Consider the following 21885-nt stretch of genomic DNA (forward strand, 5'->3'; position numbering starts at 1 on the left):
CCGTGATCTCGCCCCCGGTCTGCCGAACTCCTCGCCAGGCCGGACGGAAGCCGGGCCTCGGGTGCGAGGTCCTGGTGGTGGGCTGCGGGAACCCGTTGAGAGGTGACGACGGGGTGGGCCCGGTGCTGGTCCGCCGCCTGCGGGAGCGGGGCGTCCCCGACGGCGTCCGGCTCGTGGACGGCGGGACGGCCGGTGCGGACGTCGCGTCCCGGATGCGCGGCGCGGGCCGGGTGGTGATCGTCGACGCCGGTGCCGTCGGGGTCACGCCGGGGACGGTCTACCGGGTGCCCGGCTCGATGCTGGCGAACCTGCCTCCCCTGCACGTCCTCCACACGCGTTCCTTCCGCTGGGACCACGCCGTCGCGTTCGCCCGCTGGGCGCTCGCGGACGCCTGCCCCGACGACATCACGGTGTTCCTGGTCGAGGCGGGGAACGTGGCGATGGGAGCACCGCTCAGCCCGTCGGTGGCCACGGCGGTGGACGAGGTCGTCACCATCGTCGAACGCGACTACCCGGCCCCCGCACGGGTCGCGTCGGAGCCGGGGTCGTGAAGCCCGCGAACGACAAGCGCCCGATCTCCGTGGACACCGCGGCCGAGCCGGAGTACGGCCGCTGGGCGGTGGACGTCCTCGTCACGTTCCCGGACGGCGTCGTGCGGCACCGGATCGACACGTTCGCGACCAGGGCGCGGGCCGAGGCCAGCGCCCGGCTGATCAAGCAGGCGTCCGAGCGCGAACTGCGCGGGCCGCTGCACCTCTGACGCCGTAGCAGGTGTCGCCACGCGGGTCAATGGCACGTGCTGGACCACCGGGACGCCCGCCAAGGGGATCGTTCCGCGCCCGCCGTCCCGAGAAGCTGAGCAGGTCCGAACAACGGCCTCCAGCAAGGGATTCCCACCATGACCACGTCCCACCAGGAACCGCGCCCCACCCGTCGACGGGCCGTCTCGGCCTTCGCCGTGGTGGCGGTGAGCGGCCTCGTCGCGGCGGGCGCGGCCCTCCCGTCGTCGGCGGACGCCCAGTCGCCGACGCGCGACCGCGTGCAGCAGGGTCTCGACAGCCTGGTGCGGACCGACGGCTTCCCCGCCGCGCTCGCCTCGGTGAGGGGCCGGGACGGTCGCGTCCGCGACTACACCGCGGGCGTCGGGGACCTGGCGACGAAGTCGCCCGTCCCGGTCAACGGCCAGGTCCGCGTCGCCAGCAACACCAAGACCTTCGTGGCCACGGTGGTCCTCCAGCTCGTGGCGGAGGGGAAGGTGCGCCTCGACGAGCCGGTCGAGACCTACCTGCCGGGCATCGTCCGCGGCGAGGGGATCGACGGGAACACCATCACCGTGCGCCAGCTCCTCCAGCACACCAGCGGCCTGGCCGACTACGACGAGGTCGTGAGCGACTACGCGGCCATCCGGCACCGGTACTTCGAGCCCAGGGAGATCGTCGACCTCGGGCTGGGCAAGCCTGCCCTGTCCGCGCCCGGCGCGGCCTGGTCCTACAGCAACACCAACTACGTCCTGCTGGGACTGCTGGTGCAGAAGGTCACCGGGCGCCCGATCGGAGAGGAGATCACCCATCGGATCATCGATCGGATCGGGTTGCGCGACACCTACTGGCCCGCGCTCGGCGACCAGGGGATCCGCGAGCCCCACCCGCACGGGTACTTCGCCCAAACCCCTGGTGCTCCACTTGCCGACGTCACGGAGATGGACCCCTCCCTGGGCTGGGCGGCTGGACAGTTGATCTCCACGCCCCGCGACCTCAACACGTTCTTCCTCGCCCTGCTCGGCGGCGACCTGCTCGACCCGGAGCGGTTGGCGGAGATGAAGAAGACGGTCGCCGCGCCGAAGTCCGGCGTCCGCGGCGACGAGCGGTACGGGCTCGGGCTGTCCACGTTCACGCTGAGCTGCGGCGTGGAGGCGTGGGGCCACGGCGGTGACGCGCCGGGCTACGAGACGCGCAACGCCGTGACGGCCGACGGTCGCGCCGCCGCGGTCGCCGTGACGGCCCTGCCGACCGCGATCGACCCGGCCAAGCACGTGGAGGAGGCCGTCGAGACCGCGCTCTGCAGGTGACGGACGTGCTACGCGCGGAGGTCGGCCGTACGACTTTCGGCCAACCCGAGCAGGGGCACCGAGGGTGATGTGCGACGACCCCGCGGTTCGGCACAGTCGTCGGTGACAGCTTCACAGCAAGGAGGAGTGGAACCGATGGACAACGACCACTACGTGCTCGCGGCGCAGGGCGAAGCCTGGAGTTGGGTGTTCGCGGGTGGTATCGGCCTCGTCGTGCTCGCGCTCGCCGCCCTCTTCATCGGCGCGCTCGTCAGCGTCCTGCGCTCGGGGATGACCGGCGGCATGAAGGTCGTGTGGGTCGTGTTCGCGTTCTGTGCGCCGTTCCTCGGGCCCGTCCTGTGGTTCCTGGTCGGCAAGAAGGACGTGGAGGGTCGGCGGATCCGGGTCTGACTCAGCCGAGCCCGGCGTCGTGGACGACGATCGCGACCTGCGTGCGGTTCGCGACGTCCAACTTGGACATGACCCGTCCGATGTGGACCTTGACGGTGGACTCGCTGAGCACCAGTGACTTCGAGATCTCCGCGTTGCTCAGGCCGCCGCCCACGGCGACCGCGACCTCCCGCTCCCGAGCGGTCAGCGCTTCGAGCCTCGCCACGGCCTCCCGCTTCGCGCCACCGCCCGCGAACTCCCGCAGCAGCCGCTTGGTGATCCGCGGCGAGATCATCGCCTCGCCCGCGGCCACCATGCGCACGGCCTGCACCAGGTCGCGCGGCGGGGTGTCCTTGACCAGGAAGCCCGAGGCGCCCAGCCGCAGCGCCGAGTGCACGTACTCGTCCAGGTCGAACGTGGTGAGCACGAGGACCGGGGGCCCGTCGGGCAGGGAGGTGACCAGCCTGGTCACCTCCAGCCCGTCGACCCGCGGCATCTGGATGTCGGTGAGCACCACGTCGGGCCGGTGCCGGGCGACCAGGTCCAGGACACCGGTCCCGTCGGCCGATTCCGCGACGACGGTGATGTCCGGATCGGACTCCAGGATCATCCGGAGACCGCCGCGCACCAGTTCCTCGTCGTCGAGCAGGAGCACCTTCACCGTCACGAGCACGTCATCCGATCAGCGGGGGAACCGGGCCGACACAACGTACCCACCGCCGTCGGTCGGCCCGGAGCGGACCGTGCCGCCCGCGAGCGCGACCCGTTCGCGCATGCCGACCAAACCGTAACCCGACCCCGTCACGTCCGTCCGCGCGTCGCCCGCGGCCCGGTTCGCGACCTCGACGGCCACGTCGTCGTCCGAGGCGACGACCGTGACCCGCACCGACGCCCCCGGAGCGTGCTTGCCCGCGTTGGTGAGCGCCTCCTGGACCACCCGGTACGCCGCCCGCCCGACCACGTCCGACGTCTCCGGCACGGCGTCGGGCAGCACGAGGTCGACCTCGGCGCCCGCCGACCGGAACTCCTCGACCAGGTTCTCCACGCCGTCGAGCGCGGGTCGGTGCCGCGACGGCGGCGCGTCGGTGTCCTCCCGCAACACGCGCAGCATGTCGCGCAGCTCGGTGAGCGCGGCGGTGCTGTTGGTCCGGATGACCTCGGCGACCCTGCCGACGTGCTCGTCGTCGGACGTCAGCGTCAACCCGCCCGCCTGGAGCGCGATCACGCTGACCCGGTGCGCGACGACGTCGTGCATCTCCCCGGCGATGCGGCGGCGCTCGGCGGCGACCGCCCGTTCGGCGAGCAGGTCGCGTTCCCGCTCGGCCTGGACCGCCCGGTCGCGCAGGGCGGCCAGCAGCGTCCGGCGCTGGAACGTCCAGAGCCCGCCCAGCGCGGGCAGTGCGACGAACACGACGGTGATCAGCTCCGCCGGGTCCCACCGGTGGCCCTCCGACGTCCACACCACGACCTCGATGGCGCCGAAGCACACCGCGGCCGCGGCCCACGTGCGCACGGCGGGTCCGTAGCGCGAGGCGGTGCTGTAGACGGCGACCAGCGTCGGCACCAGGTACGGGTCGAGGGCGGTGCCCACCACCGCGGCGGCCACCGCCACCAGCGGGAACCGGCGCCGGACCAGGAGTCCCGCGAACGTCGTCGCGGCGCCCGCCACCGCGAGCGGGGTGACGGGGTCGCCCTGGACGCCCGCCCAGACGACCGCTCCCGACAGCAGCAGGTCGAACAGCAGCGACCGCACCCGGCCGTCCCACCACGCCAGCACCGACCGCGGTCCGCGTTTCGCCACGGTGATCACGGTAGCGCCGGCGCTACCGCCACGGCTGCCCACCACCACCCCGCCGCCTCCGTCCTCGCCGGGGAACGATTGACCGCACGGACCGTGTCCACCGTTGACGCTTCGTGGTACCAAATGGTCTATGCAAGTGGCTTATCTTCCCAGGTCAGGGGCCTTTCGTAACGCAAGGTAGTCGACTGGGCCGATAGGGTGACTTCGGTAACGAATCGGAGCCGGGCGTCGTGGGCCGCGTCAAACTGCCGCGTTGTCCCTGGCGCTTCGTGACGTCAACTCGTGGAGGGTCCCGGTGCAGTTCCGAATTCTCGGGCCGGTCGAGGTGAGCGACGACGACGGCGACCTCCTGGCACCCCTGCCGCCCAAGGCGGGGCGGATCCTCGCGGTGCTGGCCGCCGACTGCGGCCGCGTGGTCCCGGTGGACCGGCTGATCGACCTGGTCTGGGGCGAGCGGGCCCCGACCCAGGCGCGCAAGTCGCTCCAGGTCCACATCTCCGGCCTGCGCCGCGCGGGCGTGCCGGTCGAGCACCGGACGGCGGGCTACCGGCTCGACGCCGACCCCGACCAGGTCGACGCGCACGTGTTCCGCGGCCTGGTCGCCCGCGCCGGGGAGACGGCGGACCCGGCCGAGCGCCGGGCCGTGCTCGGCGAGGCACTCGCGCTGTGGCGGGGGTCGCCGATGGCCGGGATCGACCGGCTCGGCGGGCCGATGGAGGCCCAGCGGCTCGCGGCCGTCGAGGACGCCGTCGACGCGGACCTCGCGCTCGGCCACCACGCCGAGGTCGTGGACCTGCTGTCCGGGCTGGTGGAGGAGCACCCGCTGTCGGAGCGCCTGAGGGTGCGCCAGATGCGGGCGCTCGCGGGCTCCGGCCACCGCGCCGAGGCGATGAAGGTCTTCCAGGACACCCGCCGCCTGCTCGTGGACGAGCTGGGCGTCGAACCCGGCCCCGAACTCCAGCAGCTCTACCGCGCGGTGCTCCAGGGCGACGAGCCGGAGGAACCGTCGCGGCGCAACTACCTGCCGCGCGACGTCGGCGACTTCACCGGCCGCGCCGACGAGCTGACCAGGCTCACCGAGGGCGATCCGCACGGCGTGTGGTGGATCGAGGGGGCGCCGGGCGTCGGCAAGAGCGCACTCGCCGTGCACGCCGCCCACCGGCTGGCCGCGCGCTACCCGGACGGTCAGCTCTTCGTGGACCTGCACGCCCTGCCGTCCACACCGGGCGCCGCGCTGGACACCCTGCTGCGCGCGATCGACGTGCCCAGCGTCCGGATCCCGGCCCAGCTCGACGAGCGCGCCGCGCTGTGGCGGGCGCAGCTCACCGGCCGCCGGGTGCTGATCGTGCTGGACGGCGTCAGCAGCGCCGCCCAGGTGCGCGTGCTGCTGCCCGGCGCGCCCGGCTGCCTCACCCTGGTCACCAGCCGCCTCCGCCCGGCCGACAGCCAGGCGCGGCGGCTCACGCTCGACGTGCTGACGTCGGCCGAGGCGGTCGCGCTGCTCGCGGACATCCTCGGCGACGACCGGGTCGCGGAGGAGCCGGAGGCGGCGCTGGAGGTCGCGCGGCTGTGCGGCCACCTGCCGCTGGCGGTGCGGATCACCGGTGCCAGGCTCGCGGCCAGGCCGCACTGGCCGGTGTCGCGGCTGGTCAGCCGGTTGAGCGACGAGCGGGGGCGGTTGGACGAGCTGGTCGCCGACGACCTCGCCGTGCGCGGCAGCCTGGAGCTGTCGTTCCGGGCCCTGGACGAGCCCGCGCGCCGCGCGTACCGGGCGTTCGGGTTCCTCGACCACCCCGAGGTGCCCGCCGACCTGGCCTCGCCGCTGCTCGGCGTGCCCGAGCGGGAGGCGGAGGACGTGCTCGACCGCCTGGTCGACGCCCGGCTGCTGGACGTCACCGGCGAGGGCCGCTACCGGATGCACGACCTGGTCCGCATCCACGCGCGGGAACTCGCCGAGGCGGAGACCGCCGACAGCGGCAGGCTCACCGCCGTGCGCCGGGTCGTCGCGGAGTGCCTGGCCAGGGTGGACGGCTGCGTGGAACGGCTGATGCCCGCCGTCAGCCAGGTGCGCGGCTTCCGCGTGCAGGGCTACTTCGGCGAGCTGCACGACCACCCGGTCCCGCCCGCCGAGCGGGACGCGTGGTTCGCGGTGGAGGAACCGCTGCTGATCAAGGTCGTGGAACGGGCGGCCGAACTCGGGTTCGCGGCCGACGCGTGCGACCTGGCCGAGGCGCTGGTGTTCGCGTGGTTCGGCCTGCGCAACCGGTACGACGGCTGGGAGCGGACGCACCGGGCCGCGCTGGACGCGGTGGTCGCGGCGGGGGACCGCAGGCGCGAGGCCGTGCTGCGGTGCAGCCTGGGGCAGTTGCAGTACAAGCGCGACGAGTTCACCGAGGCCGGTCTGTGGTTCGCCGCGGCTGGCGCGCTGTACGTGGAGCTGGGCGACCGCCGCGGCGAGGCCATCGCGCTCAACGGTGAGGGCATGGTGACCCGCGAACGGGCCCAGTACCACCACGCGCTCGCGGCGATGACGCGGGCGCGGGACCTGCTGGCCGAACTCGGCGACGGCGAGGGCGTGGCGCACTCGCTCTACGGGATCGGCTCCGTGCAACGGGAACTGGCCCGCGACGAGGAGGCGCTGCACAACCTGCGAGCCGCGGGCACGGCGTACCTGGTGGCGGGCAGTCGTCGCGGCGAGGTGCTGGCGGTCCGGGGCATCGGGCTCGTGCACCGGGCGCGGGGCGAGTACGCGGAGGCCGAGCAGTACCTCCGCCGGGCCCACGAGACCGCGTCGGCGCTCGGCGACCCGCTGGTGTCCAGCTACACCGCCCAGTCGCTGGCGAAGGCGTGCGTGCGCACCGGCCGCTTCACCGAGGCCGCCGAGCTGCTCGCCGAGGCGCTGCCCAACTGCCGCGAGCTGGGCGACCGGTTCGGCCTCGCGCTCGTGCGGCGCACCATCGGCGAACTCCACCTGGCCAGCGGCGAGGTGGACCGCGCGGTGGTCGTGCTGCGCGCCGCGCTGGCGGGCTGGGACGAGCTGGACCTGCCCGCGTGGCGGGCCAGGACCCTGCGCGACCTGGGCGCCGCGCACGCCGCGTCCGGGGACGCCGCAGGCGCCGCCCACTGCTGGAGCGAGGCGGCGCTGCTGCTGGAGGGCCTGGGGTCCAGGGAGGCGGGGGAGTCCGCCACCTGGCCCCGGTGGAGCTGCGCCCCGGTAAGTCCTTAGACCTCCTCGTCCTGCCACGGCACGGCCCCGTCGACCTGGTCGACGGCTAGCCCCTTCGCACCATCGGGTGATGCTGCGAATAGCCCAGTCCCGGACCGGGTAGCCCTGCCGGAGAGGTGTCCACACCGGACGCCGTCGAGGGAGGCTCCGAGCTCATGGGTATCGGCGACAAGTTCGACGCGCTCAAGGACAAGGCCAAGGAAGCGCTGGGCGACCACGGCGACAAGGTCGACCAGGGCATCGACAAGGCGGGCGACTTCGCCGACGAGAAGACCGGCGGCAAGTACGCGGGCCAGGTCGACCAGGGCCAGCAGAAGGCCAAGGAGGGTCTCGACCGGTTCGGCCAGCAGTAACCACACACGCTCCGGAGGCCTCCCCCGCCACGACGGGGGAGGCCTCCGCGCGTCCCCCTGAACGACCGGATGACGCGCGGGAAAGCGGTGCCCGCGCTGGCGTGATTAGAGTGCGGGACATGGTGACGGTCGGAATAGTGGGTGGTCAGGACGCCGAGACCGCGGCGTCGCGCTTGCGGGCGCTGGGCGCGACGGTCGTGCTCGGGTCGGGGTCCGCGGTCGCGTTCCGGATCGCGATGGCGGACACGTCGGGCGACACGCGGTTCGTCGACGCGGTCCTCACCGACGACGAACCGGTGCACCTCCAGGTCGAGCGGCTGTGGTCCACGCGGCTGCGGCAGTGGTCGGAGGCGCTGGCCGGGGGTGGGCAGGAGCGGCGTCCGCCGAGCGTCCAGCCGCACGACCCGCGCTGGGAGTGGGCGGGGCGGCGGGGCGTGGACCGGGTTCGGTCGACGCTGACGGCCCTCGACCCCGCGGGTGTGTTCCGCTACGACCACATCGGCTCCACGTCCGTGCGCGGCCTGGCCGCCAAGCCGTTCATCGACCTCCAGGTCCGGGTGCCGAAGCTGCCGGACCCCGCCGACCTAGACCCCGCCATGGCCGCGATCGGCTTCCTCCCGGCGACGGGCAGCCGCCCGGACTCGCCGGGTGTCCGCCGCGACGCGCCGCGCGGCTCCGAGGTGGTGCCGGACGAGGTGTGGGCCAAGCGGCTGTTCATCTCACCGGACCCGCTGTCGCCGACCATCGTGCACGTCCGCCGCCTCGACTCCCCGTGGGGCAGGCACACCGTGTGGTTCCGCGACTGGCTGAAGGCGCACCCCGCCGAGCGCGAGAGGTACGAGCAGGTCAAGATCGCGCTCGCGGCGGAGCACGCGCACGACGCCGACCCCGACGACTACACCCGCGCGAAGTCCGGCTTCTTCGACGAGGTCCACCAGCGGTTCGAGGAGTGGGCGCTGCGCGCCTGACCGCCTCCGCCACGGGGTTGACCCTGCTCGTGGAGGCGGGTTGGCCCCGTGGCGGGACGCCTCGGGAAGCCGGACCCTCGGTGTCCTACCGAGGAGGGTTTCGAGATGACCGACTGGCTGACCGACCTGGTCGCGTGGGGCTGGGACCGGCACCACAACGTGCTGAGCTGGTACATCCGTCCGCTGTTCTTCCTGCCGTTCTGCTTCTTCGCCTACCGCCGCAGCCTGACCGGAATCGTGGTCACGCTCGTCGCGCTGCTCACCAGCTTCGCCTGGTTCCCCGCGCCGGAGGTGCCGTCCGCCGCCGTGAACGAGATGCTCGACGCCGAACGCGACTACCTGCTCGGCGAGTGGACCGGGTGGAAGGTCGCCATCGCCCTGCTCATCCCGCTCGTGTTCACCGGTCTCGCGCTCGCGCTGTGGCGGCGGTCGTTCGCCTGGGCGCTGGTCGTCGTCAACGCCGGGGTGCTGTTCAAGGTGGCGTGGACGTTCTGGCTCAGCGGCACGGACGGCGCCATGGCGCACCTGCCCGCGGCGCTCGTCGGCCTGGCCGTCGTCGACGCCGTGCTGCTGCTGGTCGCCCGCCGGAAGCGGACGGCGGTGGCGGTGCCGTGACCGTCCACACCGGACTTCTCGCGGGCCGCTCCCCGCACGTGCGCTTCGGGTCCGGCCCGCCGCTGGTGGTGCTGGTCGGGCTCACGCTCGACAGCTCCGTCCCCGGACCACTGCTGGCCCGCGCGTACGCCCGCGGTTTCCACCGGCTGGCCGCGCACCACACCGTGCACGTCGTCCAACGCCCGCGGGGGTTCGAGGGCGTCGACGACTACGCCGCCGTGCTGCGGGAGCGGGCGTTCAGCGACGCGGTGGCGGCCGGGTCGCCCAGCCGGAAGCCGGGCACGGAGTCGCGAACGGGGCGGTCGAGGTCCAGGAGCCCGTCGTCCACGAGCTGCCGCACCAGCGTGGCCGTCCAGACCTTGGTGATCGAGCCGATCTTGAACACCGAGTCGGTCGTCGCCTCGACACGGGTACGCGAACTCAGCACCCCAGCGGCCTCGTCCCGAATCTCCCCGCCCGCCAGCACGGCGACCTGCGCCCCCGGCACACCGTGCTCCACAACGAGATCCCCGAGACTCCACCCCATGGCGCCAGCCTAGGGGCGATCACCGAGCAGCCGCGGCGCGCCAGCTCGGCAACGAACCCAACCGCTCCGGCTCGACCCAGCACGACTCGGCCCCGCCCCGCGCTGCCCTGCGTCGCATCCCTCTCCCGCTCTGTGTCGCGGTCTCGCCCCACCCCGCTCTGCGTCGCAGCCCTGCCACAGCTCTGAATCCGCCCTCCACCTGCGCGAACCCGGATATTTACATCGTTGGCACAACGTTGTAAAAACGCTACGATCCGACCAGTCCCTCTCGTCTCGACACCCCAGGCCGCACCCACCCTGCACCGGGAGCACAGCCATGTCGATTCCACGCCGAACGTTCCTCCGAGGCGGTCTCCTGACCGCGGGCGGGGCGCTGGTGGTTCCTCGCACCGCCCAGGCCGCCACCGCCCACTACCCCGTCAACCGCGCCCCCCTGCGCCCGTCCTCCTACCTCCGCCTGCCCCCTGGCGCGGTGCGCCCGGCGGGTTGGCTCGCCACCCAGCTCGACCGCCAGGTCACCGGCCTTGCCGGGCGGTACCAGGAGTTCTCGCACTTCCTCCGCTTCGGCGAAACGGGTTGGACGAGGTCGGACCTCGACGGCTGGGAGGAGGTGCCCTACTGGCTGCGCGGCTTCGGCGATCTCGGTTACGTGACCGGCAACGCGCGGGTGCTGGCCGACACCGAGCGGTGGATCAACGCGGTCATCGCGACCCAGGCGTCCGACGGCTTCTTCGGTCCGTCGAGGCTGCGTACCGTGCTGAACGGGCACGCCGACCTGTGGCCGCACATGCCGATGCTGCACGCGCTCCGCTCGTGGGCCGAGTACCGCGGTGACACGCGGATCGACGGGATGCTGACCCGGTACTTCCGGTTCATGGCGGCTCAACCCGACGGGGTGTTCTCCGACGGGTGGGGTGCCACCCGGTGGGGTGACACGATCGACGTCGTCTACTGGCTGTTCAACCGGACCGGCGACACGTCGCTGCTGGACCTGACCCGGCGGATCCACCAGCACTCGGCCAACTGGGTCGACCGGGTCGCGAGCCTGCACAACGTGAACTTCGCGCAGGGGTTCCGGGAGCCCGCGCAGTTCTGGCAGCTCTCCGGTGACGACCTGCACCGGTCGTCCTCCTACCGGACCTACGACTCGATCATGGCCCAGTACGGGCAGTTCCCCGGCGGCGGGTTCGCCGGTGACGAGAACTCGCGGCCCGGCTACGGCGATCCCCGGCAGGGGTTCGAGACGTGCGGGGTCGTGGAGTTCATGGCCAGCCACGAACTGCTGCTGCGGACGACCGGCGACCCGGTGTGGGGCGACCGCACCGAGGAACTGGCGTTCAACATGCTGCCCGCGTCCCTGGACGCGCAGGGCAAGGCCATCCACTACGTGACCAGCGCGAACGTGGTGCAGCTCGACAACGGTGCGAAGGGGCGTCGGCAGTTCGACAACGACTTCGCGATGCAGGCGTTCCTGCCGGGCGTCGACAACTACCGCTGCTGCCCGCACAACTACGGGCAGGGGTGGCCGTACTACGTCGAGGAGATGTGGCTCGCGACGCCGGACGGCGGGCTCGCCGCGGCGCTGCACGGGCCGTCGCGGGTCAGCGCGAAGGTGGGGGACGGCACGGTCGTGACGGTCGTGTCGGACACGAGCTACCCGTTCACCGACACCATCACGTTCACCGTAAGCACGCCAAGGGCGGTGGCGTTCCCGTTCGCCGTGCGGATTCCGGGGTGGTGCCCGAACCCGTCGCTGACGGTCAACGGGGCCGCGGTGGCGGCGCAGGGCGGGCCGCGGTTCGTGACGGTCAACCGGACGTGGGCCAACGGCGACAAGGTCGTGCTGCGGCTGCCGATGGCGCCCCGCACGCGGGTGTGGTCGCGCAACCACAACGCGGTGTCGGTCGACCTCGGGGCGCTGACGTTCTCGCTGCGCTTCGACGAGCGGTGGAACCGGTTCGCGGGCAGCGCCGACTGGCCGGAGTACGAGGTCAAGTCGGGCTCGGCGTGGAACGTCGGTCTGACGCCCAACCAGCAGTTCTCGGTGTCCACCGGCGGTTCGGTGACCGACCCGTTCACCCTCGCCTCCACCCCGGTCCGGATCAGCGCGCGGGTGCGCGACATCCCGGACTGGGAGGTCGACGGCGAGAACGTCGTCGCGACGCTGTCCGACGGGCCGGTGGCGACCACCGGTGCCGAGCGGACCGTCGAACTGGTGCCGATGGGTGCCGCCCGGCTGAGGATCACGGCGTTCCCGCAGACCGGTGGCGCGAAGACGTGGGGCACGCCGGGCGTGTTGTGCCGGGTGCAGAACAAGAACAGCGGCAAGGTGCTGTCCACTTCGGACGCGCGGATCGTGCAGTTCGCGGACGACGGGAACGCCGACCGGCTGTGGCGGCTGGTGGACCTGGGCAACGGGAAGGTCAAGGTGCGCAACGAGCGCACGGGCAAGGTGCTCGGGGTGGACGGCATGTCCACGGCGAACTCGGCGCAGGTCGTGCAGTTCGACGACAACGGCACGGCGGACCACCGGTGGACGCTGGTCGACAACGGCGACGGGTGGTTCCGGCTGCGGAACGTGAACTCCGGCAAGGTGCTGGGGGTCGACGTGATGTCGACGGCGGACTCGGCGCGGGTGGTGCAGTTCGACGACAACGGGACGGCCGACCACCTGTGGCGGATCATCCCGGACGGCGTCGTGCGGATCCGCAACCTCAACTCCACCAAGGTGCTGGGCGTCGACCTGATGTCGACGGCGGACTCGGCGCGGGTGGTGCAGTTCGACGACAACGGGACCGCCGACCACAACTGGCGGTTCCTGCCCGACGCCAACGGGTACTTCCGTATCCGCAACGAGAACTCGGGGAAGGTGCTGGGCGTCGACGGCATGTCGACGGCGAACTCGGCACGGGTCGTGCAGTTCTCGGACACCGGCACCGCCGACCACCTGTGGCGGCTGCGGCCGGACACCGACGACCTCTGGCGGGTGCAGAACGCCAACAGCGGCAAGGTCCTCGGCGTCGACGGCATGTCCTACGACAACTCCGCGCAGGTCGTGCAGTTCGACGACAGCGGCACCGCCGACCACCTGTGGAGGCTGTCGTGATCAGGGTCGTCGTCACCTCGCTGCTGCTCACCCTCGCACCCGTCGCCCCGCCCAGCACCGAGACCGTGCCGACCGCGGCGGCCGTGGTGTGCGTGCTGTCCTGCGACACCCTGGACCCGTCGCGGGCGCGGCAGGAGATCTTCCCGGTGCCGGAACGGCAGGTCAACGGCCGCCGGGTCGTCCTGCACGTCTCCGACGTGGACGGGATGGGCTGGGCATCCATCGACAACGGCGTCGCCGGGGACGGGGTCTGGCTGGACCGGTCCTGGGACGGCGGCGCCACCTGGGAGGGCCTGCTCGGCCGGGCGACCATCCCCGGCTCGTGGACCGGCACCAGGACGCTCATGTACAACGTGACCGACCCGGTGGCGCACCAGCGCGGCCTGCTGCGGGCCTGCGGTGACGGCGCGGGCGTGGTGTGCACGGACTGGATCTACCCGACGGTGTGCGACGTGACCTGCGACCGCACCGACGCGGGCCAGGCCAACGGCGACGCGCAGCCCGTGCCGTCGACCACGCTGTTCGGCCGGGTGATCAGGCTGCACGTCGATCGGAACGCCATGGCGTGGGGCACGATCGAGGCGGGCGGGCCGGGTGACGAGGTCTGGCTCGACCGGTCGTGGGACTCGGGCGCGACCTGGCCGGGCGGCTCGTCGCTCGGCCGCACCAGTGTCACAGCGGGCGCGGGCACCCGGACGACGATGTTCGCCACCCGCGACCCGCGCGGCAGGCACTACGGCGGCGCGGTGCGGGCGTGCGGGCGGGAAGCCGCGCACGCGCAGGGGAGCTGCACGGCGTGGGCGCGTCCCGCGCCGACCCGCACTGCCGCGGCGGCGGACGCGCTCGCGTACTCCTACAACCCGAACACGGCGTGGTGGCCGAGTAGCTGGTGGAACTCGGCGGCGACGCTCACCGCGCTGACCACCTTCGCCGCGCGCACCGGCAACCACCAGTACGACTGGATGATCGCGCGCACGTTCGACGTCAACCGCGGCACGTTCGCCGCCGGTCAGCGCAGCTCGGACCCGGTCGAGGGCAACTTCATCAGCCGGTCGATCGACGACACGGCCTGGTGGGGGCTCACCTGGATCGCCGCGTACGACCTGACCCGCGACGCCCGCTACCTGTCGATGGCGACCACGATCGCCGCGTACGTGCACCAGTACTGGGACACCGGGACGTGCGGTGGCGGCGTGTGGTGGGACCGCGAGCGCACGTACAAGAACGCGGTCACCATCGGCCTGTACCTGCGGCTCGCGGCGGCCGTGCACAACCGGACGGCGGGGGACGCGCTGTGGGGCCAGCGGTCCCGGACGGCGGCGGACTGGTACCTCGCCAGCGGGATGATCAACTCCGCGGGCCTGGTCAACGACGGCCTGACCACCGACTGCCGCAACAACGGGCAGACCGTGTGGACGTACAACCAGGGCCTCGGCATCGGCGGACTGCTGGAGGCGTGGCGCGCGACCGGTGACGCCCGCTACCTCACCGGCGCCCAGCGGCTGGCCGACGCGGGCACCACCAGCCCGGTGCTCGTCGTCGGGGGAGTGCTCACGGAGTCGTGCGACACCGGCACGCGGACGTGCGACGACAACCAGAAGCAGTTCAAGGGCGTGTTCGCCCGCTACCTGGCCGACCTCGCGCAGGTCACGGGGTCGGCCGCCTACCAGCGGTTCGGGCAGGCGCAGTCCGATTCGATCTGGGCGGCCGACCGCGACGCGCTCAACCGGGTGGGGCAGAGGTGGGCGGGCGGCGCCTCGAACCAGGTCGACTGGCGCACCCAGGCCAGCGGCTTGGAGGCTTTGATCGGTTAGAGAAGCTCAATAGTTTCAGTGTAGGCCGAAATTCTGCGTCGCCTGGCCCTCCCGAACACCCGCCGAGGAGGGTCAGGCGACGCAGAACTCGTTGCCCTCGGGATCGTTCATCACGACGTGGCCGAGGTACCCGTCGTAGGACTCCTCGCCCACGACCGTCGCCCCGGCGAGGACCAGGTCGGCGACCTTCTCGCGGATCGCCCGCTCCCGCACGGCCATGTCCCACGGCGGCTCGCCCCCGACGCGGATGTCGACGTGCATCCGGTTCTTGGCCGACTTCGGCTCCGGCACCCGGAGGAACCCGATCGCCGGGCCGGAGCCGTCCGGATCGACGATCGACGCGCCGTCGGGGGCGTCGTAACCGGGTTCGTCCACGTACCCGAGGGCGTACGCCCAGAAGGCGGCGAGACGGTGCGGATCGGCGGCGTCGCAGCCGAGCGTCCAGAGCGTGGCCATGGCGGAGAGGCTACGTCGCGGACCGGCCCGGCACCGGCGGTACTGGGGGAGAGGTGGGGGGAAAAGCCCTCGTCCGCGGGCGGTGATCAGTAAGGTCTCGGCAGTCCGTTCGCCGAGATGTCCGGGGAGAGACGTGGTCAGGCAGTCGTTGGGTGTGGTGGCCGCCGCGCTGGCGGTCGCGTCCTGCTCGGTGCGGCCGCAACCCGCCGAGGTGGGGGAGGTGTCGGTGCCGGAGTCGCCCGCGGCGCGGATGTTCCCGGTGGGCGCGCCGTCGGACTACCAGCTCGGCGGGGCCTACCCGCCGCCCGCGGGGGTGACGATGGTGGTGCGCGACAGCACCGCGCGACCCGAGGCCGGGATGTACAACGTGTGCTACGTCAACGGCTTCCAGACCCAGCCCGCCGACCGCGAGCTGTGGTTGGGCGAGCGGGGTGACCTGGTGCTGCGCGGGAACGGCGGTCAGCCGGTCGTCGACCCGAACTGGCCGGGCGAGATGCTGCTCGACACGTCGACCGTGGAGAAGCGGGCTCGGCTCGCGACGATCGTGGGTGCCACGATCACGGCGTGCGCCACGGCCGGGTTCGACGCCGTGGAGATCGACAACCTGGACTCGGACACCCGGTCGCGCGGTGCGCTCACGGTCGAGAACAACCTGGCGCTGGCGACGCAGCTCGCGGAGTCGGCCCACGACAAGGGGTTGTTGGTGGGGCAGAAGAACGCGGCGGGGTTGGCGGAGCGCGGCAAGGCCGACGTGGGGTTCGACTTCGCGGTGGCCGAGGAGTGCGTGGCCTACGCCGAGTGCGCCGAGTACACCGCCGTGTACGGGCAGCGGGTCCTCGCCGTGGAGTACACCGACAACCTCCCGGCGCGCGGGGTGTGCGATGACCCGAACCGGCCGCGCGCGACCATCATCCGCGACCGCGACCTGGTGAAACCCGGTGAACGCGGGTACTCCTACCAGCGCTGCTGAAACGCAGGGCGCCGGCCGGGCGGGCCCGTGGGGGCCAACCCGACCGGCGCGGTCGGTCCTGCCGTCGAGCCGTCAGGTCACGGGTAGCTCACCACGTTGACCGGCACGGTGCCCGGAGGCGTCACCCCGCCGGTGTCGTTGATGACGTGGGTGATCGTGCCCTGGTAGTTCAGCGACACCGTGCACAGGCTGTGGAAGCGCACGTTGGCGTTGTTGGGCGTCTCGAAGGCGTTGTAGGCGCTCACCGAGGGGTTGACGTTGAAGAAGTTGTAGCTGCCCAGGCCCCACGCCTCGTGGGAGGTGACGTTGTCGGCGACCTTGTAGGCCGCGTACCCGTTGCGGCCGCTGGGTCGGTTCCAGCTCGCCTGGTTGGGCACGTCGTAGGGCATCTCGTTCTGGAAGAAGATCGTCTTGCCGCCCTGGCCGTTCCAGATGACCTGGGTCTTCTGGTAGTGCTCCACGAACAGGCCGGTCGCCAGGACGTTGTTGCCGTTGACGATCAGGCCGGTGTCGCCGGTGGCCTGCGTCCACCCCCACGTGCCCGCGTTGCCGTGGTCGGCGCGCCAGGCCCAGATGTGGTCGATGATCGTGTTGTGGCTGTTGACGACCAGGCTGGTCGTCGCGTGGCCCGCGATCGAGCCGCCGATGCGGAAGAACACGTCCTGGAGGGTCGTCGGGTTGCTCGCGTGGCTCGCGGAGGAGCCGGACGGGCCGACGGTGAGCAGGGCCTGCGAGTTGGTCGTGCCCGCGTCGAACAGGATGCCCTTGATCCTGACGCCGTCGACGTCGGCGACCTGCATGGCGTTGACGCCGTTGTCCGGGATCAGCGTCGGGTAGCCGATGCCGAGGACGACGGTGTTCGCCTTCGTCACGTTGAGCGTCTGGTTGAGGTGGTAGACGCCGGGGGTGAAGAACAGGTTGCAGCCCGCGGAGAGCGCGGAGTTGATGGACGACGCGGTGTCGCCCGCCTTGACGACGTAGAACTGGCTCATCGGGATCGACGTGCCGGGGGTGGAGCCGTTCGCCCAGCTCGCGCCGGAGGCGTTGGTGCGCAGCGACGGCGTGAACACGCGGTACTTGCCCGCGCTGTCGAGGTAGAGGTAGGGCACGTCGCGGGAGACCGGGGTGGTGGCGAGGGTGGTCTCCGGCGGGTTGGGGAACGTGGTCGGCGGGGCGCCGGGGGTGCCGGAGAAGACCATGTTCCACACGCCGCCCGCCCAGCTACCGAGGTTGCTGTCGCGGGTGTACCACTGCTGCTGGGAGATGGACGCGGTCTGGCCGGACACCTTGGTGTCGGCGATGTAGCCGCCGCTGGCGAAGCCGTAGCTGGCCGGGTAGAGCTGGAGGTTGCCGCGGATGTCCATGCGGCGGAACGGCGCGGCCTGCGCGACGGCCCAGCGGTTGGAGCCGCCGATCGGGTTCACGGCCATGTTCTCGGCGGAGCGCCAGAAGTTCTGGAGCGCCACGCCCTTGTCGGACTCGTTGAACGCGTCGACGGTGATGGCGCCGTTGATGACCACGTCACCGGGGTTCTGGCCGAGGCCCGCGACCGAGGTGTAGTAGCCGACGTCGTCGTGGACGCTGTAGGCGCCGGGCTTGAACAGGTGCGCGATCCGGCCGCTGCCCATCTGGTGGGCGATGGTGTCCTTCTGCGCGTTGAAGTCCGCGTCGAGCTGCGCCTGGATGGACGTGGCCGACATGCCGGGGTCGAAGATGCGGGTGTTCGGGCCGAAGTTCGGCACGTCGGGCTGCGTCGGGCAGCCCGCGGAGGTGCCGATCGTGTAGGTCGCGCTGGCCACCGCGGAGTTCGCGAGGCCGGACTTGACGCCGATGGCGTTGACCGTGCGCGTGGACGGGACGCTGATCGGGCCGCTGTACAGCGTCGAGGACGCGGTGGGCGTGGACCCGTCGGTGGTGTAGCGGATCTGGGCGCCCGAGGTGGATGTGGAGATCGTCACGGTCTGCGCGGAGGCGTACTGGCCGCCCGCCGGGCTGAACGTGGGCGTGGCCACCGGCGTGCCGATGACGTAGGCCGCCGTGGCGACCGCGGAGGTGGTCGACCCGGACTTGAGGCCGATCGCCTTCAGGGTGGCGTTCGACGAGACGGTGATCGGGCCGCCGTAGAGCGTCGAGGACGCGGTGGGCGTGGACCCGTCGGTGGTGTAGCGGATCGTCGCGCCGGAGGTGGCGGTGGTGATCGTCACCGACTGCGCCGACGGGTAGGTGCCCGCGCCGGGGGAGAAGGTCGGCGTGGCGACCGTCGTGCTGCCGCCGTTGTGGGTGTAGGAGAAGTGCGGCGTGTCGTACTGCGGGCCGTTCTTCTCGTAGGTGAACCAGTAGTCGATCGCGTTGCCGGTGGCCAGGCCGCTGACGGTCTTGCGCCAGGTGCCGCCGCTGAGGTCCATGCGGAAGTTCTGCTGGCCCTGCCCGGAGACCACGTAGTGGACGTCGACGTAGACGGCCGCGGTGGTCGGGGTGAAGGAGATCTGCGCCTGGGTCGCGTTGAGCGCCGTGGCCGACTGCGTGTAGTCGTCCGCCGCGACGGCGACCGCGGCCCCCGAGAGGGTCGTGGACGCGGCCAGTGCGAAGGCGACGAGGGCCGCACGCCAGCGCGGACGGCGCCGGCCGGTTCTTTGAGGGCTCCGAATCACGTGGGTGCCACCTCCAAGCAGGGAATACCGGTGAGTCAAGTGGGTGAGAGCGCTCTCACACTCGGGACAGTAAACCGATTCAGGCGGACGCGGAAGGGTTACGTGGAAGAAACAACCCCGACATTGGGAAATAGAGGGGCACCAGGCCACCTTGTGCCGTCGACGTGATCGGGTCGAGCCGGTCGACGCTTGCGCTGAACTGCGCGGACGTGCTTCCCGGCAGGCCGTTCGACAGGGCGGGGAAGGCGAGCGCTACGCCGGACAGCCGCGTTCCCGGCCCGCTTCCGGACCAATTTCGGTGAATGGCGACAATGAGAATTCCGTGATGTTCGACACCCGGTGCCGAAAAACCCGGTGGGGCGCGTTCGAGAAACGCGCCCCACCGGGTGCAGGGATCATTCGGCAGGGATTCAGAAGGACGTCAGGTCGATCGTGACCGAGCTCGGCACGCCGTCGAACACGAGCGACTCGAAGTTGCCGACGTCGTCGAAGGCGAACCCGTAGGCCTTGCCGTCGACCATGTTGGCGTGGATCACCTTCGAGTAGTGGTCGGTGACGGGCCTGGTGTAGAACTCCTCGCCCTTGTAGGTCGGCTGGGTGTGCAGGAAACCCAGCGTGGAGCGGTGCAGCGCCGCGCACAGGGTGCGGGCGAGCGGGCCGACCACGTCGTCGTTCGGCGCGGCGAGCTTGCCGTCGCAGCCGAACACGTCCTTCGTCGAGGGCTGCGGGAACGACGCGACCTGCTTGCCGGTGGAGTCCTTGAACTGGAGGACGCCGTTGCCGTCGGTGCGGCCGGTGTACTTGAGGTTGGGCTGGAACTCGAACGGGACGACCGTCAGGTCGGTGTTCCGGTAGGTGTTCCAGGTGTCGGTCAGGTAGCCGTCGAGGTAGCCGGCGTCGAACCCGCCGTCGCCCTCGATCGCCAGCCGCGGCGCGAGCGCCCGCAGCCTCGTGCCGTCGGCGCGGGTGTGGACCAGCTTGCCCCAGTCGCCCGGCTCGTTCTCCAGCGCGTCGAGGATCGCGTCGCGCCCACCGGGCTTCAGCTCGCCCCTGGTGCTCGTGCCGCGCTCACCGGTAACCGACACCGAGTGCGGCACGGCGAACTGGTCGACCTGCGAGCTGTTGAGCCACAGGCCCGCGTCGTTGTAGGTGAACTCGCTCCAGTCGAACAGCACGTCGCGGTTCGGGTCGCCCGCGGCCCACGGAGCGGGCTGCACCAGGCCGCCGTCCTGCGCGAGCAGGAAGGTCAGCTTCTGGCCGAACGACATGTACATGCGGCCGGAGATCCCGCGGGGGAGCTGGATCGTCCTCGCCGAGCCGTTGGCCGGTCCGGCGATCGACACGTCCGGGGCGGGCGCCGGTGGGTTCGCGCCACCGCTCCACGCGGTGAACGCGCCCGCCTCATTGACGTAGCCGAGCTTTCCGCTGGCCAAGTCGGTGCCCAGCACGTACAGGAACACTTCTTCGGAACGCCCCGAGTTGTTCGCGACGCTCAACGGCAGCAGGGTCGGCGGCTGCGCCGCCTGGGCCGTCGCGGCTGCGCCGAGTACCACGGGAACGCTCACCACCAGCGCGGTGAGCAGGTGGAGCAAATTCCGGGTGCGCACAGGCCACTCCAATCCCCGGCGAACCGGGTATTCATCGTGAGAGCGCTCTCCTGAGGAGCACGTCCCATGGTTGGAGCGTCGGACGACGAAGGTCAAGAGCGACCGCCTGGTCCTGTGGTCTGAAACCTGTGGACCGAAAAGTGTTTATCCGCGCAGATCGCGGGCGTGGGGCCGGTTCTGGACGTGCGGGATTGGTGCGGCGAGACTGTGGTGCATGACCACCTCAGAGGCCTGCGCGGTCGCGCACGGCGACGCCCCGGCGGAGTCCACCGAACGGACGCTCGTGGCCGTGTTCGCCTCACCCGTCGCCCGCTACCTGCTCGCCTACGGCGCCGACCTCGGCTACCGCGTGCTGCTCGTCGACCCCGACCCGGAGCGCGACGGCGCCGACGCCTTCCCCGACCTCGACGACCGCACGGACGTCGTGGTGACCGACCACCACCGGCCCGAACTCGGCGAGGTCCTGCGCGACGCGCTCGCTGGCCGGTCGCGTTGGATCGGCGTCCTGGGCAACCCGCGCCACCCCGGCCCGCACGTCGAAGCGCTGGCCGCGATCGGCGTCGCCGAAGCCGACGTCGCGCGCGTGCACCGGCCCGTCGGGCTGAACATCGGCTCCCGGACGCCGCCGGAGATCGCCATCGCCACGCTCGCGGGCCTGATCGCCGAGCGCACCGGCCGACCGGGGGGCTTCGACTTCTAGCTCACGTCCCCGAGGATCGCCTCGCCCTTGGTCAGCCAGGCGAAGCCGAACGCCAGGATCGCCGCCGACTCCAGCCACAGCGCCAGGTGCAGTTCGGTGTGGGGGAGCAGGTTCACCACCACGATCAGCGCGAGGCACGCGAGGATCACCCACCCGCACACCACGTACACGCGGTTGCGCTGGACCTTGCGCGTCGTCGGCCGAGTCTGGTCCGACTTCGTGAACAGGACCAGGCAGAAGTACGCGAGCGCCAGGAAGAACACCGCCGCGAACACCAGGTGCACCACCCCGACGACACCCTCCACGGGCGTGTGGGTGTCGGGCGGGGTCGTGGGGAACAGCGCCACCCCGACAGCCGCGATCCCCGCGGCCGTCGCCGTGAGGTTGTCGAGCAGGTCGTAACCCCGGTAGGACAGCAGGAACGCCCCGACCGCGCACATGGCGCCGATGAAGACGTCCCGCATCGGGCTGTGGTAGTAGCCGCTGATCGAGTCCAGGAACACGCCGTCGGTCACCAGCACCCCGAACACCAGCACCACCGGCAGGCCGACGCCGACCAGGCCGATCGCCCGTCGCAGGAACAGGTACGAGTGGACGAGCGAGTCCTGCTGGCTCATGGCCGCCTCCGCTGAAGGGTCGCTACCGAGTAGATCGG

Annotated in this window: 19 protein-coding genes; 12 read left to right on the forward strand and 7 right to left on the reverse strand. The window is 71.7% G+C overall.

Annotated features, from left to right (window positions below):
* The first annotated feature begins 77 nt into the window (after positions 1–77).
* From NZH93_RS21980 to NZH93_RS21995, 4 genes are all read left to right on the forward strand, one after another.
* Complete coding sequence (locus tag NZH93_RS21980) at positions 78–551, forward strand: hydrogenase maturation protease (protein ID WP_259625175.1); 474 nt, start codon at positions 78–80, stop codon at positions 549–551.
* A complete protein-coding gene (locus tag NZH93_RS21985) occupies positions 548–760 on the forward strand; it encodes a hypothetical protein (protein ID WP_259625036.1) in 213 nt (70 codons plus the stop codon). The genes NZH93_RS21980 and NZH93_RS21985 overlap by 4 nt, the downstream gene beginning before the upstream one ends.
* Positions 761–898: 138 nt before the next feature.
* Positions 899–2068, forward strand: coding sequence for a serine hydrolase domain-containing protein (locus NZH93_RS21990; RefSeq protein ID WP_259625037.1), 1170 nt, complete (start codon positions 899–901; stop codon positions 2066–2068).
* Positions 2069–2203: 135 nt separating this feature from the next.
* Entirely contained in the window at positions 2204–2458 is a 255-nt protein-coding gene (locus NZH93_RS21995; protein ID WP_259625038.1) for a PLD nuclease N-terminal domain-containing protein, read from the forward strand.
* Between the two features lies 1 nt (position 2459).
* On the opposite strand, the gene NZH93_RS22000 is transcribed toward NZH93_RS21995, so the two are convergent.
* A complete protein-coding gene (locus NZH93_RS22000) occupies positions 2460–3104 on the reverse strand; it encodes a response regulator transcription factor (protein WP_259625039.1) in 645 nt (214 codons plus the stop codon).
* Positions 3105–3119: 15 nt separating this feature from the next.
* Entirely contained in the window at positions 3120–4238 is a 1119-nt protein-coding gene (locus NZH93_RS22005; protein ID WP_259625040.1) for a sensor histidine kinase, read from the reverse strand.
* Between the two features lie 295 nt (positions 4239–4533).
* On the opposite strand from NZH93_RS22005, the gene NZH93_RS22010 reads away from it, so the two are divergent.
* The 4 genes from NZH93_RS22010 to NZH93_RS22025 all read left to right on the forward strand — a co-directional run bounded on the left by NZH93_RS22010 (position 4534) and on the right by NZH93_RS22025 (position 9400).
* Positions 4534–7464 carry an AfsR/SARP family transcriptional regulator gene (locus tag NZH93_RS22010; RefSeq protein ID WP_259625041.1) on the forward strand — a complete coding sequence of 977 codons (2931 nt, stop codon included), beginning with the start codon at positions 4534–4536 and terminating at the stop codon, positions 7462–7464.
* A gap of 155 nt (positions 7465–7619) precedes the next feature.
* A complete protein-coding gene (locus NZH93_RS22015) occupies positions 7620–7817 on the forward strand; it encodes an antitoxin (RefSeq protein WP_259625042.1) in 198 nt (65 codons plus the stop codon).
* 119 nt (positions 7818–7936) lie between these two features.
* Positions 7937–8785, forward strand: coding sequence for a GrpB family protein (locus NZH93_RS22020; protein WP_259625043.1), 849 nt, complete (start codon positions 7937–7939; stop codon positions 8783–8785).
* Between the two features lie 105 nt (positions 8786–8890).
* Positions 8891–9400 (forward strand): hypothetical protein, encoded by a 510-nt coding sequence (locus NZH93_RS22025; protein WP_259625044.1) that lies wholly within the window; start codon positions 8891–8893, stop codon positions 9398–9400.
* 208 nt (positions 9401–9608) lie between these two features.
* Here the strand turns inward: NZH93_RS22025 and NZH93_RS22030 are convergent, their stop codons facing one another.
* Positions 9609–9926: a serine hydrolase gene (locus NZH93_RS22030; RefSeq protein ID WP_443742657.1), complete on the reverse strand. Its 318-nt coding sequence runs from the start codon at positions 9924–9926 to the stop codon at positions 9609–9611.
* A gap of 316 nt (positions 9927–10242) precedes the next feature.
* On the opposite strand from NZH93_RS22030, the gene NZH93_RS22035 reads away from it, so the two are divergent.
* Together NZH93_RS22035 and NZH93_RS22040 are read left to right on the forward strand one after the other, a co-directional pair.
* Positions 10243–13032 carry an RICIN domain-containing protein gene (locus NZH93_RS22035; protein WP_259625045.1) on the forward strand — a complete coding sequence of 930 codons (2790 nt, stop codon included), beginning with the start codon at positions 10243–10245 and terminating at the stop codon, positions 13030–13032.
* A complete protein-coding gene (locus tag NZH93_RS22040; protein ID WP_259625046.1) occupies positions 13029–14846 on the forward strand; it encodes a glycoside hydrolase family 76 protein in 1818 nt (605 codons plus the stop codon). The genes NZH93_RS22035 and NZH93_RS22040 overlap by 4 nt, the downstream gene beginning before the upstream one ends.
* A gap of 72 nt (positions 14847–14918) precedes the next feature.
* Here the strand turns inward: NZH93_RS22040 and NZH93_RS22045 are convergent, their stop codons facing one another.
* Positions 14919–15302, reverse strand: a complete 384-nt coding sequence (locus NZH93_RS22045; protein ID WP_259625047.1) for a VOC family protein — start codon at positions 15300–15302, stop codon at positions 14919–14921.
* Positions 15303–15435: 133 nt separating this feature from the next.
* On the opposite strand from NZH93_RS22045, the gene NZH93_RS22050 reads away from it, so the two are divergent.
* Complete coding sequence (locus NZH93_RS22050; protein ID WP_259625048.1) at positions 15436–16272, forward strand: endo alpha-1,4 polygalactosaminidase; 837 nt, start codon at positions 15436–15438, stop codon at positions 16270–16272.
* Positions 16273–16349: 77 nt separating this feature from the next.
* On the opposite strand, the gene NZH93_RS22055 is transcribed toward NZH93_RS22050, so the two are convergent.
* Both NZH93_RS22055 and NZH93_RS22060 read right to left on the reverse strand, forming a co-directional pair.
* Entirely contained in the window at positions 16350–18923 is a 2574-nt protein-coding gene (locus NZH93_RS22055) for a chitobiase/beta-hexosaminidase C-terminal domain-containing protein (RefSeq protein ID WP_259625049.1), read from the reverse strand.
* Positions 18924–19333: 410 nt separating this feature from the next.
* Positions 19334–20530, reverse strand: coding sequence for a beta-1,3-glucanase family protein (locus NZH93_RS22060; RefSeq protein ID WP_259625050.1), 1197 nt, complete (start codon positions 20528–20530; stop codon positions 19334–19336).
* 214 nt (positions 20531–20744) lie between these two features.
* On the opposite strand from NZH93_RS22060, the gene NZH93_RS22065 reads away from it, so the two are divergent.
* Positions 20745–21230, forward strand: coding sequence for an XdhC family protein (locus NZH93_RS22065; RefSeq protein WP_259625051.1), 486 nt, complete (start codon positions 20745–20747; stop codon positions 21228–21230).
* Here the strand turns inward: NZH93_RS22065 and NZH93_RS22070 are convergent.
* Complete coding sequence (locus NZH93_RS22070) at positions 21227–21847, reverse strand: DUF998 domain-containing protein (RefSeq protein ID WP_259625052.1); 621 nt, start codon at positions 21845–21847, stop codon at positions 21227–21229. The genes NZH93_RS22065 and NZH93_RS22070 overlap by 4 nt on opposite strands.
* Positions 21848–21885: the final 38 nt, after the last annotated feature.

This window comes from Umezawaea endophytica (assembly GCF_025061645.1).
Taxonomy (GTDB): domain Bacteria; phylum Actinomycetota; class Actinomycetes; order Mycobacteriales; family Pseudonocardiaceae; genus Umezawaea; species Umezawaea endophytica.